The organism is Brevibacterium sanguinis (genome assembly GCF_003315415.1).
Lineage (GTDB): Bacteria > Actinomycetota > Actinomycetes > Actinomycetales > Brevibacteriaceae > Brevibacterium > Brevibacterium celere_A.
Window position 1 is genome coordinate 408110 of the sequence record NZ_QNSB01000002.1, and the last position, 17505, is coordinate 425614.

At 69.0% G+C, this 17505-nt stretch carries 16 protein-coding genes; 8 read left to right on the top strand and 8 right to left on the bottom strand.

Annotated elements, in window-relative coordinates; genetic code table 11:
• The first annotated feature begins 25 nt into the window (after window positions 1-25).
• Window positions 26-1819 carry an arginine--tRNA ligase gene (argS, locus tag DFO65_RS04285; RefSeq protein ID WP_113903170.1) on the top strand — a complete coding sequence of 598 codons (1794 nt, stop codon included), beginning with the start codon at window positions 26-28 and terminating at the stop codon, window positions 1817-1819.
• A gap of 72 nt (window positions 1820-1891) precedes the next feature.
• Here argS and DFO65_RS04290 read toward each other — a convergent pair whose 3' ends face one another.
• Window positions 1892-2566 (bottom strand): hypothetical protein, encoded by a 675-nt coding sequence (locus DFO65_RS04290; protein WP_245940467.1) that lies wholly within the window; start codon window positions 2564-2566, stop codon window positions 1892-1894.
• Between the two features lie 167 nt (window positions 2567-2733).
• Between DFO65_RS04290 and DFO65_RS04295 the strand changes: the two genes are divergently transcribed.
• Together DFO65_RS04295 and DFO65_RS04300 are read left to right on the top strand one after the other, a co-directional pair.
• Window positions 2734-3270 (top strand): peptidylprolyl isomerase, encoded by a 537-nt coding sequence (locus tag DFO65_RS04295; protein WP_113903171.1) that lies wholly within the window; start codon window positions 2734-2736, stop codon window positions 3268-3270.
• Window positions 3271-3300: 30 nt separating this feature from the next.
• Complete coding sequence (locus tag DFO65_RS04300) at window positions 3301-3990, top strand: rhomboid family intramembrane serine protease (protein ID WP_113903172.1); 690 nt, start codon at window positions 3301-3303, stop codon at window positions 3988-3990.
• A 113-nt stretch (window positions 3991-4103) separates the two neighbouring features.
• Here DFO65_RS04300 and DFO65_RS04305 read toward each other — a convergent pair whose 3' ends face one another.
• Complete coding sequence (locus DFO65_RS04305; RefSeq protein WP_113903173.1) at window positions 4104-4793, bottom strand: cell division protein CrgA; 690 nt, start codon at window positions 4791-4793, stop codon at window positions 4104-4106.
• Window positions 4794-5000: 207 nt separating this feature from the next.
• Between DFO65_RS04305 and DFO65_RS04310 the strand changes: the two genes are divergently transcribed.
• The 5 genes from DFO65_RS04310 (at window position 5001) to DFO65_RS04325 (ending at window position 8893) form a co-directional block, all read left to right on the top strand.
• The gene (locus DFO65_RS04310; RefSeq protein ID WP_245940468.1) at window positions 5001-6167 is read left to right on the top strand and encodes a class E sortase; all 1167 of its coding nucleotides are present in this window, start codon (window positions 5001-5003) and stop codon (window positions 6165-6167) included.
• The gene (locus DFO65_RS17040; protein WP_181778618.1) at window positions 6164-6337 is read left to right on the top strand and encodes a hypothetical protein; all 174 of its coding nucleotides are present in this window, start codon (window positions 6164-6166) and stop codon (window positions 6335-6337) included. The genes DFO65_RS04310 and DFO65_RS17040 overlap by 4 nt, the downstream gene beginning before the upstream one ends.
• Window positions 6334-7008: an anthranilate synthase component II gene (locus DFO65_RS04315; protein WP_113903174.1), complete on the top strand. Its 675-nt coding sequence runs from the start codon at window positions 6334-6336 to the stop codon at window positions 7006-7008. The genes DFO65_RS17040 and DFO65_RS04315 overlap by 4 nt, the downstream gene beginning before the upstream one ends.
• Before the next feature lie 98 nt (window positions 7009-7106).
• A complete protein-coding gene (locus DFO65_RS04320; RefSeq protein ID WP_113903175.1) occupies window positions 7107-8321 on the top strand; it encodes a cation:proton antiporter in 1215 nt (404 codons plus the stop codon).
• 59 nt (window positions 8322-8380) lie between these two features.
• Window positions 8381-8893 carry a GyrI-like domain-containing protein gene (locus tag DFO65_RS04325; RefSeq protein ID WP_113903176.1) on the top strand — a complete coding sequence of 171 codons (513 nt, stop codon included), beginning with the start codon at window positions 8381-8383 and terminating at the stop codon, window positions 8891-8893.
• A gap of 100 nt (window positions 8894-8993) precedes the next feature.
• Here the strand turns inward: DFO65_RS04325 and pknB are convergent, their stop codons facing one another.
• The 6 genes from pknB to DFO65_RS04355 form a co-directional block, all read right to left on the bottom strand.
• Window positions 8994-10844, bottom strand: coding sequence for a Stk1 family PASTA domain-containing Ser/Thr kinase (gene pknB, locus DFO65_RS04330; protein ID WP_113903177.1), 1851 nt, complete (start codon window positions 10842-10844; stop codon window positions 8994-8996).
• Between the two features lie 85 nt (window positions 10845-10929).
• Window positions 10930-12720, bottom strand: coding sequence for a protein kinase domain-containing protein (locus tag DFO65_RS04335; RefSeq protein WP_113903178.1), 1791 nt, complete (start codon window positions 12718-12720; stop codon window positions 10930-10932).
• Window positions 12717-14186, bottom strand: a complete 1470-nt coding sequence (locus DFO65_RS04340) for a peptidoglycan D,D-transpeptidase FtsI family protein (RefSeq protein WP_113903179.1) — start codon at window positions 14184-14186, stop codon at window positions 12717-12719. Before DFO65_RS04340 ends, DFO65_RS04335 begins: the two co-directional genes overlap by 4 nt.
• A complete protein-coding gene (locus DFO65_RS04345) occupies window positions 14183-15652 on the bottom strand; it encodes an FtsW/RodA/SpoVE family cell cycle protein (protein ID WP_113903180.1) in 1470 nt (489 codons plus the stop codon). The genes DFO65_RS04340 and DFO65_RS04345 overlap by 4 nt, the downstream gene beginning before the upstream one ends.
• On the bottom strand, window positions 15652-17154 hold the full coding sequence (locus tag DFO65_RS04350) for a PP2C family protein-serine/threonine phosphatase (protein ID WP_113903181.1): 1503 nt from the start codon (window positions 17152-17154) through the stop codon (window positions 15652-15654). Before DFO65_RS04350 ends, DFO65_RS04345 begins: the two co-directional genes overlap by 1 nt.
• Window positions 17151-17505, bottom strand: a 355-nt coding sequence (locus tag DFO65_RS04355; RefSeq protein ID WP_147233244.1) for an FHA domain-containing protein FhaB/FipA, incomplete at its 5' end; no start/stop codon positions are given. The genes DFO65_RS04350 and DFO65_RS04355, both read right to left, overlap by 4 nt.

Consider the following 17505-nt stretch of genomic DNA (forward strand, 5'->3'; position numbering starts at 1 on the left):
TGGCCGTGACCAATAGAATGGCATCATGCCTTCTCTGACTTCGGTTCTCCACTCCCGCTTCGCCCACGCCCTCGAACAGGCCTTCGGGGAGGAATTCGCGCACCGGGACCCGGTCATCAGGAGCAGCCAGTTCGCCGACTTCCAGGCCAACATCGCCCTGCCCCTGGCCAAGGAGCTGAAGTCGAAGCCCCGCGACATCGCGACGACGATCGTCGAGCACCTCGACGTCGCGGGCATCTGCGAGACCCCGGAGATCTCGGGACCCGGCTTCATCAACCTCACCTTCACCGCCGACTGGCTCGCCGCGACCCTCGGCGAGGACCGCACCGAGGCGGGAGACGCCGAAGCGGGAGGCGCCGAGTCCGGCACCCCGGGCGGTGTCGGGGAGAAGGTCGTCATCGACTACTCCGCGCCGAACGTCGCCAAGGAGATGCACGTCGGCCATCTGCGGACCACGGTCGTCGGCGATGCGCTCGCCCGCACCCACGAGTTCCTCGGCAGCACGGTGATCCGGCAGAACCACATCGGTGACTGGGGCACGCCGTTCGGCATGCTCATCGAGCACCTCCTCGACGTCGGCATCGAATCGAGCACCGCGGAGGAGATCTCCGACAACCCGAACGCGTTCTACCAGGCCGCGCGGGTGAAGTTCGACAGCGACGAGGAGTTCGCGACCCGTTCGCGGGCCCGCGTCGTCGCCCTCCAGTCCGGTGACGCCGCGACGCTCGAGCTCTGGGAGACCCTCGTCGGGTACTCCCGGACGTACTTCAACCGCATCTACTCGACCCTCGACGTCAGCCTCACCGACGCCGACCTCGCCGGCGAGAGCATGTACAACGACTCCCTCGCCGACGTCTGCGCCGAACTCGAGGAGAAGGGCCTGGCCCGGATCAGCGACGGAGCCCTGTGCGTCTTCCCCGAGGGCTTCACCGGCCGGGAGGGCGAACCGCTGCCGCTCATCATCCGCAAGTCCGACGGCGGCTACGGCTATGCGACGACCGACCTCGCCGCCGTGCGCCACCGGGCCCGCACGCTCGACGCCGATCGCGTCCTCTACGTCGTCGGCGCCCCGCAGGCGCTGCACTTCGAGATGGTCTTCTCGATCGCCCGTGCCGCCGGCTGGCTCAGTGACGACATCCGGCTCGAGCACGTGAAGATCGGCAATGTGCTCGGCTCCGACGGCAAGATCCTCCGCACCCGGTCGGGGGCGCCGCTGCGCCTGGCCGAGCTCCTCGCCGAGGCGATCGACCGCGCCAAGGCCACCCTGCAGGAGTCGTCGGCGGAGTTCGGCCCGGGTGAGGAGGACGAGGTCGCGGCGATCGTCGGCATCGGGGCGGTCAAGTACGCCGACCTCTCCGTCGCCCACGACACGAGCTACACGTTCGACCTCGACCGGATGCTCGCTCCGATCGGCAACACCGCGCCCTACCTCCAGTACGCCGGCGCCCGGATCCGCTCGATCCTCCGCAAGGCGGAGTCCGCGGCGGGCGACTCGGCTGCCGGACCCGGTGAGACCGCGGGGTCATGGCGGAGTGCGCCGATCCGCCTCGGCGAGGCGGCCGAGCGCGATCTCGCGCTGGCGATCCTCGGCTTCGACGACGTCATCGCCGAGGTGGCGGCCGCGTCCCAGCCGCACAAGCTGTGCACGTACCTCTTCGACCTCGCGCAGTCGTTCACGACGTTCTACGAGCAGTGCCCCGTCCTCGTCGCCGAGACGCCCGAGCTGCGGGCGTCGCGACTGCGCCTGAGCGCGACGGTGCTCGAGACGCTCGAGACCGGTCTCGGGGTCCTCGGCATCCGCGTCCCCGAACGGATGTAGCACCGGCGAGAAGGCCGATGGGCCGGGGCCCCGCCCCGGCCCATCGGCCTTCTCAGTGCTCGACCATCGGGCTCAGTGCTTGGGGTCGGAGTCGTCCTTGCCGGCGGGAACGGTCGTCTGCGTCACCTGCGGAGTGGTGCCCTGGCGCGAGGCCGGGGTCGAGCCGACCGGACGGGCATCGGCGGGACGGTTGTTGGGCAGAGGGGTCGACCACGGATCCTCGACCGGCTGGGCCTTCTTCCACATGTAGTAGCCGATGCCGGCGGCGGAGCCGATGACCAAGGTCCAGACGAGAGCCTTGCGGCCGCCCGAGCTCTTCTGCTTCGTCTGCTTGGCGATGCGCTTGCTCGCATCCTCCAGAGCCCTGCGCGCCTTCTTCATCGCCTTCTTGTCGCCGGTCAGACGCACGGCGAGATCGTCGATGAGCTGCGGGGTCTCCATCGCGGCCAGCGACGCGGCGGCACCCGAGGCGACCTTGCCGGCCTTCTCGGTGGCCTCCGGACGGTAGGCCTCGATCCTGTCGGCCAGGGCGTGAACCTGCTGGTTGGCCTTGTCGGTCAGCGCCTCGACCTGGGGACGGGCCTTCTCCGTGAGCACTTCGACCTGATGATTGGCCTTGTCGGCCGCCTCGCGCAGCTTGGGGGCGGCGTAGTCGCCGGCGTCGGAGAGAACCTTGAGCGAGGACTTCTTCGCGGAATCGAGCTTCGACGCGAGCGGACCCCGACGTGACTTCTGAGACATGAACATTGAAAATCCTCCGTGCCGAGTTCAATTGACCAGTCTTCAGTCTACGACGAGATCAAGGAGCCTGTGGATCACGTTCGTCGGGAAATTGCCTGCGCAATCCCTGGCAGAGTCGCCCGGACCGGGTGGACGGATCCTCATCGGCCGGGTGCCCGTGGAAGAATGGTCGTATGACTACACCTTCAACGCACACAGCGGTCCTGCACACCAACCACGGCGACATCACGATCAACCTCTTCGGACACCACGCTCCGAAGACCGTCGCGAACTTCGTCGAACTGGCCAAGGGTGAGCGCGAGTTCACCGACCCGGCCACCGGTGAGAAGAGCCAGCGTCCCTACTTCGACGGACTCGGGTTCCACCGCATCATCCCGGACTTCATGATCCAGGGCGGCTGCCCGCTGGGCACCGGCACCGGCGGACCCGGCTACACCTTCGACGACGAGATCCATCCCGAGCTCCAGTTCGATCGCAAGTACCTCCTCGCCATGGCCAACGCCGGCAAGCAGATGGGCCGCGGGACCAACGGCTCGCAGTTCTTCATCACCACCGCCGAGACCCCGTGGCTCAACGGCAAGCACACGATCTTCGGCGAGGTCGCCGACGAGGCCTCGAAGAAGGTCGTCGACGAGATCGAGGCCGTTCCCACCGGAGCGATGGACAAGCCGCGCGAAGCCGTCGTCATGGAGTCGGTGGAGATCTCCTGATCGTCAGGCATCGATGAGTACGATGGTGTGATGGACACACCGGAAGAGGGCTCGGCACAGGAGACTGGCCGGGCCCCTTCTGCGTTCCGACCCCTCGTCACCTGGTCGATCCTCGGGCTGACCGTGCTCATGTTCCTCGTCCAGCTGGTGCCGGGACTCGGGCTCATCCATCGGCTCGGATTCGTCCCGGCGCTCGCGCTCGAGCAGCCGTGGCGGATGCTCACGGTCGCCCTCGTCCACGATCAGCCGTCCCCGGTCCACCTGCTGGCGAACATGATCGGACTGTTCTTCTTCGGCAGCTTCGTCGAGCGCGCGCTCGGGCATGCCCGGTTCCTCGTCGTCTACGTCCTCGGCGCCATCGGCGGATCGACGATGGTGCTGCTCCTCGCCGATCCCCTGAGCAGGGACTGGGTGACGCTGAACATCGGCGCCTCGGGAGCGGTCTTCGCGATCGTCGGGGTGCTGCTCGTGCCGACGCGGGCTCTCGACCGCAACATCGGCGGGGCCGTGCTGTTCGTCGCCCTCAACTTCGGCTACGGGTTCCTCGTCGCGGGCGTCTCCTGGCAGGCCCACCTCGGCGGCCTGCTCACCGGATTCGTGCTCGGCTGCGCGGCGCTCCTCGTGCCCCGGAAGGCCTCGGGCATCACCTTCGCCCTCGCCGCGATCGGCGGGCTGGCGGCGATGGGGACGGGCGATGTGCTGCGCGTCCTCAGCGCCTGACACCGTTCTCCACAGGCTCCATCCACAAGGTGGATAACTGACACCGGTGTGTTTCCCCAGGTCGCAGGCGTGCTAGCGGTTGTCCACAGGGGAACTGTGCAGTCTGGGGACAGCTACCTCCACCGTGTGGACATGATCAGCCCGGCGACGAAGAACGTGAAGCCGATGAGGATGTTCCAGTTGCCCCAGGCCTCGACGGGGAACGCGCCCTGGGTGATGTAGAAGGCGACGAGCCAGATCAGGCCGATGAGGAGGAGGCCGATGAGGACGGGCAGGAACCAGCTGGGGTTGGGCTTGATGGTCTGCTGGCCGGTCTGCGAGGTGTAGGACGCGGTCTTGCGCCCCTGGGAGCGCTTGGCCGGGTTCCCCGAACGCGAGGTGCGCTTCGTGGCGGTGGCCTTCTTCGCATCCCTCTTCGCGTCCACGGTCTTCTTCGAATCCGTGGTCTTCTTCGCGGTCGCCTTCCCAGTGGTCTCCTTCGCCTCCGTGGCGGACTCGTCGGCGGTCGACGACTCCGCGGCGGCGTCCTTCTTCGTCCCGGTCGCCTCCGTGGCGGACTCGTCGACCGCGTCCTCGGCATCGACTGCACTCGCCCCGGCCGCTTCGTCGGCGGAGGACGTCTCGGTCGTGGTCTCCTCGACGTCGGCCGTCGTCGACTCGTCCACGTCGGCGGTCGACGTCTCCGAGTCGACCGCCTCGGCGTCGGTGCCGAGGGTGGCGTCGTTCTCGACCGAGGTGCTCGGCTGCGCGGTGCTGCGAGAAGTGCGCGCAGGGCGCTGGGTCCGACCTTTGGACTTGGCCACGGGTACTCCTTCTATGGCCGACCGCTGAAGAGGTGACCGGTTGTTCGGGTGGGACAATCGCCACCAGTCTACTCGCCGAGCCTCGGTCGTCGAAAAACCCGAGAGGGCGGATCAGCGGTGCGAAGCCACTTAGGATAAAGTGCAGTGGTGTGTCCCCGCCCACGCGCGGGCGCCCCGATTCGAAGCAGCAGACACGGTGGAGCAGTGGTGAATAGTCCCTACCCGGGTGACGAGTTCGGCGCAGAGGCGTCGTCGCGACCCACCATTCGTCCTGCGCAGCGGCGGGAGCCGACTCCTGTCCAGCCCTCGCCCTACGACCAGCCCCTGCCCAGCCGCCGGGAGCTGCGCCGCCGCGAGGCGGCCCAGGCCGCCGGAGGTTCCCCGGCCGCGCCCTCGTCCCCCGACGCACCGCCGCTGCGCCAGGGTTCCGGCCATTCGGCACCGACCGCTCCGCAGGCCGCCGTCCCACAGGCCGCGGCCCAGCACTCCGCGACGGCTCCCGTCCCGGGTGCGGGCGCGACCTCCTTCGACACGGCCGTGCACGGCTCGGCAGCCGGACCCGAGACCGCAGCGGGAGGGGCAGGCGATGGCGCGGGAGGCGGTTCGCGCCGCGACCGCCGTCGGCCTCCGGAGCGGGAGCCGCTGGGACCGATCCGCGGCACCATACGCACCTTCGGCGAACTGTGCATCACGGCCGGCCTCATCCTCATCCTCTTCGTCGTCTGGCAGCTGTGGTGGACGGACATCGAGGCCAACCGCGGCAACGAGGTCCTCGCCGACGAACTCACCGAGGACTGGTCGAACCAGGACCCCAACAAGCTGCCGGAGGACCCGGACGAACCGGTGGTCGCCGAACCCGTGGCGAAGAACGAGGCCTTCGGGATCTTCTACATCCCGCGCTTCGGCGACGACTACTACCGGACCGTGGCCGAGGGCGTCGACATGGAGCCGGTGCTCAACCGGATGGGCGTCGGCCGCTATCCCAACTCGGCGATGCCCGGGGAGATCGGCAACTTCTCGATCGCCGGCCACCGCGTCACCTACGGCAAGCCGCTCAACAAGATCGCGAACCTGCGCCCGGGCGACGAGATCATCGTCCAGACGAAGGACGGGTTCTACACCTACACGTTCCGCAACTTCGACATCATCCTCCCCGACGCCGTCGAGGTGCTCGCCCCCGTCCCGGACATGCCCGAGGCCAAGGGCAAGGACCGGATCCTCACGATGACCGCCTGCAACCCGATGTTCTCGGCCCGGGAGCGCTATGTCGCCTACGCCGAGCTCACCGACTGGACCCCGGCCGGCGGCGAGGCGCCCGAGAGCATCAGGGATTCGCAGGCCTATCAGAACGTCAGCAAGAACGGCGGTGCATGAGCATGTACGAATTCATCTGGCGCATCCTCCCCGGCAACTGGTTCGTCAAGATCCTCATCAGCCTGATCCTCATCGCCGCCGTGGTCTTCGTGCTCATGCAGTACATCTTCCCGGTCGTCGCGCCCTACATGCCCTTCAACAACGCAACCGTGACCGATGGTGGCCAATGACCAAGATCCTCGTCATCGACAACTACGACAGCTTCGTCTACACCCTCGTCGCCTACGTCCGTGAGCTCGGCGCGCAGGTCGACGTCATCCGCAATGACGACCTGTCCGCCGAGGCGGCGCTCGAAAGGGCGCGCGAGTACGACGGCGTGCTGCTGTCGCCGGGCCCCGGCACCCCGTCCGAATCGGGTCTGTGCCCGGTCCTCATCGAATGGGCCGAGGGCTCGGGCATGCCGGTGTTCGGCGTCTGCCTGGGCCACCAGGCCCTCGGCGAGGTCTTCGGCGCCACCGTCACCCATTCGCCGGTCCTCATGCACGGCAAGACCTCGGTGATCACGCACGACGGGGAGGGCATCTTCGCCGGCTGTCCCAGCCCGCTGACCGTGACCCGCTACCATTCCCTGGCGATCGTCGACGAGACCCTCGACCTGGAGAAGTTCACCGTCACCGCCCGCACCGAGGATGGCGTGGTCATGGCGATCGAGCACCGATCCGCGCCCCTCTACGGGGTCCAGTTCCATCCGGAGTCCGTGCTCACCGAATGCGGGTACATGATGCTCGGCAACTGGCTCGAGGTCTGCGGGATCTCCGGTGCCGCGGAGCAGGCGGCGTCGATGTCCCCGCTGGCCACGGCGATCTCGACGACCACGGCGTCGTCCGGGCACGGCGACTGAGCGCGAAGACCCCGTGTCCGCCCTGCGGTGAGCGGCGGCCGGTGAAGGGCCGGCGCACCGGTCGCTGCCCGGCCGTCGGCGACCGTTAGGCTCGTCCCATGGATCACGCACTCGTGGAGAACCTCACCTCCGTGTGGTGGATCGTGCTCGTCGCGGCCATCGCGCCGGTCCTCGCCCTCGTCACCCGGCGGTACGTCCCCGATGTCGTGTGGCTGCTCGTGTTCGGGGTGGTCATCGGGCCCCACGGCTTCGCCCTCGCCGAGCAGACCGAGGCCGTCGGGTTCCTGCGCGAGCTCGGCATGGGGTTCCTCTTCCTGCTGGCCGGTTTCGAGGTCAGCACCTCGGACATGCGCGCGAAGCAGGGCAGGCAGGCGGCGCTGACCTGGGTGATCTGCGCGGTGCTCGGCGTCATCGCGGCCCTGTTCATCGTCGCCGGCGACTGGCAGGTCGCGGTGGTGTTCGGCATCGCCTCGACATCGACGGCGCTCGGCACGCTGCTGCCCATCCTCAAGGACTCGGGTGCGACGACGACGCCGTTGGGCAAGGCCGTGATGGTGCACGGCGCCTACGGCGAACTGCTCCCGATCGTCGCGATGTCACTGCTGCTCTCGACACGCGGGACCTGGCTCTCCGCCGGTCTGCTTGTCGCCTTCGCGATCATCGCGGTGGCCTCCGTCGTCATCCCGGGACGCGTCTTCCGCCGGGTTCCGCTGCTCACCCGGGCTCTCGGCGGGGCGGCGAACTCGACGATGCAGACGACGATGCGCATGACCGTGGTCCTGCTCGTCACCCTCATGCTCGTCACGGCGGTCTTCGAGCTCGACGTCGCCCTCGGCGCGTTCGCCGCCGGAATCCTCGCCAACGCCGCGATCAAGGCGATCGACGCGGACCATGCGCACGAGGTGATGCACAAGGTCGAGATCGTCGGCTTCAGCCTCCTGATCCCGGTCTTCTTCGTCACGAGCGGCATGAGCATCGACATCGCCGAGGTGGTCGCGAAGTGGCCGATGCTGCTCGGAGTCGTCGGCATGATCGCCGTGGTGCGGGGACTGCCGATCGTCCTCCGGGAGGCCTGGACCCCGACGCATTCCGGGCTGACGAGCACCCGGGAGCGCATCGCGCTCGGCTTCTACGGAGCGACGGGACTGCCGATCATCGTCGCCGTCACCCAGGTCGCGGTGTCCAGCGAGATCATCACGAGTACGACCGCCTCGGTGATGGTGACCGCGGGTGCCATCACCGTTCTCGTCTTCCCGATCGCCGCCAGGCTGGCCACTCCGTCTCCGGCGAAGCCTTCCGCGCGCTCCGACTGACTCGTTAGGCTGGGGCCACGATGCACCACACGGGTGGTGCCGACCCGAGAGGACCAGTCATGGAAGAGCAGAGCTACTTCCCGCCCCAGCCATTCACCGAGCTCACCGTCTTCGAGGCCGCCTCGGTGCCGACCGCCGTCGTCGAGGCGAGGAACCATCCGATCGACGAGCTGCCCAGCCTCTTCGACCGCACCTTCGCCGGCCTCTTCCCGGCCCTCGAGGAGGCTTCCGTCGACATGATCGGCCCCGCGCTCGCGCTCTACACGCGGCAGCCGAGCGATTCGGTCGACATCCAGGTCGGGGTGCCGGTCTCGGCCGGTCTCCCGCGCTCCCTCGACCTGGGCGGGGGCCTGACCGCGGTTCCATCCGAACTCCCCGCGGGCTCGGTCGCGGCGATCTCCCACATCGGCGGCTTCGACGGTCTCTCCGCCGCATGGGGCGGGTTCATGGATGAGATCCGCTCCGCCGGCCTCCACCCGGGGCTGCCGTTCTTCGAGGTCTACGTCACCGAGCCCGGGCCCGACGTCGACCCGGCGACCCTGCGCACGGACCTCTTCATCGTGCTCGGCTGAGATGGACGATGCCCTGCCGGTTCTCGCCCGGCAGGGCATCGCTTGGCCGCTCGGCGGCAGGGCGGGCGCAGGAGCGAGCGTCGGCCACGACGAGTGCGGCTCAGTTGTCCTCGAGCCAGTCCCGCAGACCCCCTGAGCCGCCTCCGGCGGGATCCTCGTCGTCGCTGGGTCCGGGTGAGGTCGGGGCGGTGGGGATGCCGCCGGGCAGCGACGGCATCGTCGGAGACGGCTCCGGCGGCTTCTTGGCCACCCGGACGGTGATCTCCGCTCCCTGCTGGACCTCGCTGCCGCCTGTCGCCGACTGCTCGAACACCGTGCCCTCGTCATGGTCGGCGGTCTCGACCTCCTCGACCTTGCAGCCGAGCTGGTAGTCGTCGCCCTTCAGGACCTGGCAGGCCTCGTCCTCGGTCTTGCCGAGGACGTCGGGGACCTCGACGAGGCCGGAGGAGACGACGAGGTCGACATTGGAGTCGACGTCGACCTTGGTCCCGGTGCCGGGACGGGTCTCGATGACGACGCCCTTCTCCACATCCGGTGAGTTCTGCGAGATATGGGTGCCGGCGCGCAGCTTCGCGTCGGTGAGGATCGTCCGGGCGTCCTCCTCCTTCTCGCCCGAGACGTCGGGGACCTCCACGCTCGAGGGACCGGTGGAGACGAAGAGGGTGACGAGCGTGCCCTCCGGCGCGGTCTGCCCGGCGGCGGGGTCGGTGCGGATCGCGTCGCCCTCGTCGACCTCCTCGCTGAACTCCTCCTCACGGTCGACGGTGAGCCCCGATTCGATGAGGGCCGCCTCGGCGTCGTCGGCGCTCATCCCCGCGACATCGGTGATGGGAACCTGGACGATGTCCGGCGGCTTGTTGATCTCGTACACCCACAGGGCGACGGCGGCCAGTGCGAGCAGCACGAAGATGCTGCCGATCCACACCCAGGCCCGCGATCGCTTCTGCGGAGTCTTCTCCTCCGTGTCGAGGATCGTCGCGACCGCACCCGTCTCGGGGGCCGCCTCGGCGTCGGAGGCGTACGGCGCCGCTCCGCCGACCATCGTCGGGGCCATCGGGAACGCCTGGGTACGGTCGGCGTCGTCGTCGAAGCTCAGCGGTCTGCCGTCGCGGGCGGCCAGCACGTCCTCCCGGAACGTGAAGGCGTCCTGATAGCGCTCGTCGCGGTCCTTGAGCAGGGCGTGGAGCAGGAGCCTGTCGACCTCCGGCGGGACGTTGGGATTGTAGAAGCTCGGCGGCTTCGGGACCTCGCCGACGTGCTGGTAGGCGACCGCGAGCTGGGAGTCGCCGACGAAGGGCGGTCGGCCGACGAGGAGCTCGTAGAGCAGGCACGCCGTCGAGTAGAGGTCGGAACGGGCGTCGACGACCTCGCCGCGGGCCTGCTCGGGCGAGAGGTACTGGGCGGTGCCGACGACCGACTGGGTCTGGGTCAGCCCGCTGTTGTCCTTGAGCGCCCGGGCGATCCCGAAGTCCATCACCTTGATGTCGCCCTCGGGGGTGAGCATGACGTTGGCGGGCTTGATGTCGCGATGGACGATCCCATTGCGGTGGCTGTACTCGAGCGGGGCGAGCACGCCGGCGATGACGTTGAGCGCCTCGTCGATCGTCAGGGTGCCGTGGTCGTTGAGGACCTCGCGCAGGGTCTGGCCCTCGACGTACTCCATGACGATGAAGGGCACGGACACCGAGGAGCCGCCGGTCTCGGCGAACTCCTCCTCTCCCGAGTCGTAGACGGCGACGATGCCGGGGTGGTTGAGCCCGGCCGCGGACTGGGCCTCCCGCTTGAGCCGGGTGTGGAAGGACGGATCGCGGGCGAGGTCGGATCGCAGCAGCTTGATCGCGATGCGCCGGCCCAGCCGGGTGTCGACGCCCTCGTGCACTTCCGCCATGCCCCCACGGCCGAGGAGCGCACGAACTTCGTACCGCCCCGACAGCACCTTGGGTTCAGTCATTCTCGTCCTCCGCTGTGGTCCGCCCGCTCCGGGCGGAAGCTGCTGCGCAATTGTCTGGTGTTCCGATCGCTCATCCGTGGCACCGTTAGTTGTTCTCGGTGCTTCCGGCGCCCTGGCCGCCGTTGGCCGCGGCGTCCTGCGAGTTCGCATTCGCCGAGGCGCCCTGGTCCGCCTCGCCGCCCGCCGAGGCGGTGGAATCGGAACCTGTGGTCGAGTCCGTCTCCGCACCCGATTCCGAACCGGTGTCCGTGGCCGTGTCCGACTCGTCCTCGGCGGCGCCCTGGGAACCGGTGTCCGAGCCAGAGTTCGACCCGGAGTTCGAGTTCGACCCCGATCCGGAGTTCGACCCAGATCCGGACCCGGAGTTCGAGCCCGAGTTCGATCCGGAGTCCGACCCCGATCCCGAGCTCGAACTCGAGGTGCCGGGCTCCTGCGTCGGCTCCGGTTCCGGCTCGGGGGCGGGTCCGGACGAGATCTCGAGGACGACGGTATCGCCTTCGGCGAAGGTGTAGCCGTTGTCGCCCTCTCGGACGTCGACGACGGTGCCCGCGGCCTCCTGGGATTCGACGCTGCGGGTGTCGGCCTGCAGGCCCTGCTGCTCGAGGTTGTCGACCGCCGAGGACTCCGAGAGTCCGATGTAGTCGTTCGGGTCGATCTCGATCGTCTCCGCGGTCGCCGAGGTCGACTGCGAGGTGCTCGGTGCGGGCGCGGGTTCGTCGCCCCCGCCGCCGAGGAAGTACCAGAGCAGGGCGCCGAGGCCGATGAGGGCGAGCAGGGCGAGGATCCAGATGAGCGCGCGGCCCTTCTTCGACTGCTTCTCGTCGACCTCGTCGTCGCGCCTGGCGTCGACGTCGCCGTCGGCCTCGTCAGCAGAGAGCGGTCCCCGCTGCGCCCCCGCCTCGTCGGCAGTGTGGGCACGGGTCACGTCGTTGGCCGCGGTGACCGGCATGACCTGCGTCGATGCCGCGGTTGCCGGTGCGCCGAACGCCTGGGTGAGCGCCTCGGAGGCGGCATTGCCCAGACGCATCTGCGGGAGGATCGCCTCGGCGCCGGCGACGTCCCCGGCGGCCAGGGCGTCCGCGGCCCGGGCCACGGCGGTGGCGTCGGAGGGCCGGCGGTCGGGCTTCTTCTCCAGGAGGCAGTCGACGAGGCGGCGCAGCGGTTCGGAGACCGTGTCCGGCAGCGGCGGGTGCTGCTGGTTGACCTGTGCGATCGCGATCGCGACCTGCGAATCGCCCGTGAAGGGGCGCTGGCCCGCCAGCGCCTCGTAGGCGATGATGCCGAGCGCGTAGAGGTCGGAGCCCGGCCCCGAGCCCTTGCCCGTGGCCTGCTCGGGGGCGAGGTACTGGGCGGTGCCCATGACCTGGCCGGTCTTCGTCAGCGGCGCCTGATCGGCGACGCGGGCGATGCCGAAGTCGGTGATCTTCACCCGGAAGTCCGGGGTCATGAGGATGTTGCCCGGTTTGATGTCGCGATGGATGACGCCGACCCGGTGGGCGGCACCGAGGGCCTGAGCTGCCTGCGAGACGATGCTCAGGGTGTCCTTCTCCGACAGGGGCGCGCTGCGTTCGATGATCGTCGACAGCGGCTCCCCCGGGACGTACTCCATGACGAGGTAGGGCGAGCCGCCCTCGTCGCCGTAGTCGTAGACGCCGGCGATGCCGGGATCGGAGACGCGACCCATGTTCTGGGCCTCGGCCTGGAACCGGGCGAGGAACGAGGGATCGGAGAGGTACTCGTCCTTGAGGATCTTCGCGGCGACCTCCCGGCCGAGCACCGAGTCGGTGCCCTTCCACACCTCACCCATGCCTCCCACGGCGATGCGGGAGGTCAGGGTGTAGCGATTGCCCAGCTGGGTGCCTTCGACCGGTCTCATTCTTCGACCACCGCTTCCATCATGTCCTTGGCGATCGGTCCGGCGACCGTCGCCCCATAAGCTTCGCTGCCGGCGTTCCCGCCGTTCTCCACGACCACGGCCACCGCGATCTGCGGATCGTCGGCCGGGGCGAACGAGATGAACCAGGCGTGCGGGGCCGCGCCCTGCGCGTGCTGGGCGGTGCCGGTCTTCGCGGCGACCTTGACGCCGGGAATGCTCGCCACCGAGCCGGTGCCGTTGTCGACGACGCCCTCCATCATCGAGGTCAGTTCCTCGGCGGTGTCACCGGAGACCGGGCGCGACATCTCCTGCGGCCGGTTCTCGGTGATCGTCTCGAGGGTGTCGGAGTTGAGCACCCGGTTGACGAGCTGCGGCTTCATCATCGTGCCCCCGTTGGCGATGCCGGCGGTCATCATCGCCATCTGCAGCGGAGTGGCCCTGACCTCGAACTGGCCGAGGGAGGACTGCGCCAGCTGGGGCGGGTTGAGGTCGCTGGGGAAGGTGGACGGCTCGACGGAGAGCGGGATCTCGATCTCCTGACCGAAGCCGAACTTCTCGGCCTGGTCGCGGATCGCGTCCTCGCCGAGGTCCATGCCGAGGGAGGCGAACGAGGTGTTGCACGATTCGGCCAGCGAGTCCGCGAGCGACGGGCGGCCCCCGTTGCGGCAGGCCCCCGGGTGGGAGTTGCTGATCGTCGCGGTGGTCTGCGGCAGGTCGAGCGTGCCGGGGCCGTTGAGCGTCGACGTCGGCGTGTAGTCCCCGGATTCGAGGGCGGCCGCGGCGACGAGCACCTTGAACGTCGACCCGGGCGGGTAGAGGTTGCCGCCGATGGCGCGGTTGTAGGCCGGCTTGTCCTCGGCGGTGTTGAGGCGGTCGAACGCCGCCCGGGCCTCCTCGGAGTCGTGGCTGGCCAGGGCGTTGGGGTCCCAGCCCGGCGTCGAGGCCATGGCGAGGATCTTGCCGGTCTTCGGATCGAGAGCGACGGCGGCGCCGTTCTGATCGCCGAGTCCGTCCCACGCGGCCTTCTGCACCTGCGGGTCGATGCTCAGCTCGACGGCGGCGCCTCGCGGCTGCTCACCCGTGAAGATGCTGCCGACCTTGTCGTAGAAGAGGGCGTCGGAGTCCCCGGAGAGGTACTCGTTGGCCGCGCGCTCCATCCCCGAGGCGCCGGAGACGATCGAGTAGTACCCGGTCAGCGAGGCATAGGCCCGCGGGTTGAGGTCCCCGGAGCCGTACTTGCGCTGGTACTCGTAGCGGTCGTCGACGGGTTCGGAGTAGGCGATGGGGGTGCCGTCGACGAGGATCGGCCCGCGGTCGCGGGAGAGCTGATCGAGGATCTGACGGTTGTTGAGCGGGTTCGAGTTGAGGGAGTCCGCGGTGACGAACTGCACCCAGCTCGTCGACCCGAAGAGGAGCGCGAACATGGCGAATCCGACGACCGCGATGTGCGTCAGGGACTTCTTCATCGTTCACCTCCGGTCGGTCCCACGTTCGTGGTGGGGGCGTCGTCCGCGTTCGTCGTCTTCTCCCGTGCCGAGGCGTCGGTCCGGTCCGGATCCTCCGTGACCGAGAGGACGCCGGTGTGGAAGTCCTCGAGCGGACGTCTCGCATTGTCGGAGATGCGCAGGAGGAGGGCGATGATCACCCAGTTCGCGACCAGCGACGAACCGCCCTGCGCGAGGAACGGCGTCGTCAGACCGGTCAGCGGGATGAGGCGGGTGACGCCGCCGACGACGACGAAGACCTGCAGGGCGATCGTGAAGCTCAGCCCCGTCGCGAGCAGGGTCCCGAATCCGTCGCGCAGCTGCTGGGCGGTCTTGATGCCGCGCTGGAAGATGAAGAGGTAGGCGAGGAGGATGACGAACAGTCCCGCCATCCCCAGCTCCTCGCCGAGGCTCGCGTAGATGAAGTCGGATTCGGCGTAGGGGACCATGTTCGGCCGTCCTTCGCCCAGGCCGGTGCCGGAGAGGCCGCCGTTGGCCATGCCGAACAGGCCCTGGACGAGCTGGTAGGACCCGCCGGGGGTCTTGTTGTACTCCTCGGGGCTGAGCGCATTGAGCCAGCCCGAGACGCGCTGCTCGACGTGCGAGAAGAGGAAGGTCGCGGCGACGGCGCCGACGGCGAAGAACCCCAGGCCGAGGATGATCCACGACTTGCGGCTCGTCGCGACGTAGAGCATCGCGACGAACAGTCCGAAGAAGAGCAGAGAGGTGCCGAGGTCGCGCTCGAGGACGAGGATGCAGACGCTGGCCACCCAGGCGATGACGATGGGACCGAAGTCGCGCAATCGCGGGAAGCGGATGCCGAGGATCTTCGGGCCGGCGAGGACGAGCTGATCGCGGTAGCTGACGAGGTAGCCGGCGAAGAACACGGCGAGGAGGATCTTCGCGAGCTCGCCGGGCTGGAAGGAGAACCCTCCGACCCCGATCCAGATCCGCGCGCCGTTGATGGTCCTGCCCAGTCCGGGGATGAGGGGGAGCAGGAGGAAGACGAGGGCGGCGAGGCCGGAGAGGAAGGTGTAGCGGCGCAGCCAGCGGTGGTCCTTGACCCAGATGATGACGGCAACGGCCAGGCCCACGCCCAGGGTCATCCAGATGAGCTGCGTGAATGCGGTGGCGTCGACGCCGGTGCGGTCCTTCGCGTAGTCGATCCGGTAGATCATCGCCAGGCCCAGGCCGTTGAGGAGCACGGCGATGGGCACGAGGACGGGATCGGCGTACTTCGCCTTCCACCACACGACGACATGGAGGATGAGGCCGAGTGCGGCCAGCCACCCGGCGTAGCCGTAGACATTGGCCGGGATGGTGCCCTCGGTGCCGAGGCCGACGAGGGCGTAGGCACTCGCGGCCACCGCGATCGCGAGGATGAGGAGGCCGAGCTCGGCGAGCCGATAGGGCCGCGGCCGTGCGACCTGGTCGGGGGAGGCGGACATCACTGGGACTCCCGGGTGATCGAATCACTGGGGACGCCGGTGGGAGCGGTCGGCGGGGACGGCGCCGGGTCGCTCGGGTTCGTGCCGTCCGAGGCGTTGCCGGTCACTCCGCCGGCCTGCCGGGACTCGTTGCGCAGGTTGTCGATGATCCGGTCGGCCTCATCGCGGGAGTCGGCCTGGATGGAGCCGCGCAGGCGGTCCTGCGAGAAGCTGTTGAGGGTGCCGACCTCGATGTCTGTGGTGTCCTCGAGGCGGTTGAGCTCGATCGGGCCCAGGGTCGTGTCGAGGCCGCGGTAGAGGGTGACCTTGCCGTCGACGCTCGTGAGGAAGTAGTGGTTGCTGATGTAGTTGTAGGCGAAGAAGCCGGCGACGGCGAGGGCGATGATGACGATCGCGGTGATGATCCAGCCGAGGAACGACCGTTTGTCCACCTCGTCGTCGTCGGCGGCGAGGTCATCTCCCTCGGCGGTCTCGGAATCGGCGGACGCGGCCCGGGACTCCCCGGTCTCGATCTCCCGGGTCTTCGTCTCGATCTCCCGGGTCTTCGCGTCGCGGCGGGAGGGCAGGACCGCCTCGGCGGTGGGTTCGGGCTCGTCGGAGTCCGCGACCATCTGCAGGGGTACGGTGTCGGTGGGGACGTCGCCGTCGCCGAACTGGTTGAGGGCCTCGGTGGAGGCGTCGCCGCCGGGGTCGGTGCCGATCCGGGCGTACTGGGGGTTGATCTCGACGGATCCGACGGCGACGCCGGTGGGCGTCTCGACGCTGCCCTCGAGGACGTCGCCGATGACGACCGTGACGTTGTCGGCGCCGCCGCCGGCCAGGGCGAGGTCGATGAGCTGCCGGCAGCATTCGTCGGGGTCGGAGACCTCGGTGAGGACGCGTTCGATGTCGGCCATCTCGGCGAAGCCGGTGAGCCCGTCGGAGCAGAGCATCCAGCGGTCGCCGACCTGCGCCTCACGCAGGGACAGGTCGAGGTCGGGGGAAGCCCCGACATCGCCGAGGACCTTCATGACGACGGAGCGCTGGGGGTGGGTCTCGGCCTCGTCGGCGGTGATGCGGCCCTCGTCGACGAGCATCTGGACGAAGGTGTGGTCGTGGGTGACGATCTGCAGCTCGCCGTCGCGGAGCACGTAGCCGCGGGAGTCGCCGATGTGGGCGAGGGCGAAGCGGTTGCCGGGGGCGCGGAGCAGGGCCGTGACCGTGGTGCCCATGCCGGCGAGCTCCGGCTGTTCGACGACGCCGCGGCAGATGCGGTCGTTGGCGTCGAGGATCGAGGTGCGCAGGAGCTCCAGGGCGTCGTCGCCGCTGGGCTCGCGATCGAGTTCGGCCAGCCGGGCCACGGTGATCGCCGAGGCGACGTCGCCGCCGGCGTGACCGCCCATTCCGTCTGCGATGAGCAAGAAGTTGGGACCCGCGTAGCCGGAATCCTGGTTGTTCTTACGCACCAGCCCGGTGTGCGACCGGGCTGCTGAGCGGAGCGAAATGGTGCCAGCGGTGGTCACGATTGGGTCTCCAGCGTCGTATGGCCGATGGTGATCTGCGTGCCGATGCTCAGAGAGACCGGGGAAGAGATGCGGGAGCCGTCGACGAAGGTGCCGTTCGTCGACCCCAGGTCCTCGAGGACCCAGGCGCCGTTCTGGGCGACGATGCGCGCATGATGGCTGGAGGCGAAGTCGTCGCTGATGACGATCGTGTTGTCGGGGGCACGGCCGAAGGTCACCGGTGCCCCGGACAGGATGAGCGAGGTGCCGGCCAGGGGGCCGGCCGTGACCCGGATGGAGCCGGGGTGCGCTCGGGACCGGTCGGGCGTGGGACTGCCGGGAGGCGGGCTCGGGGGTGCGTCTGGGGGCGAC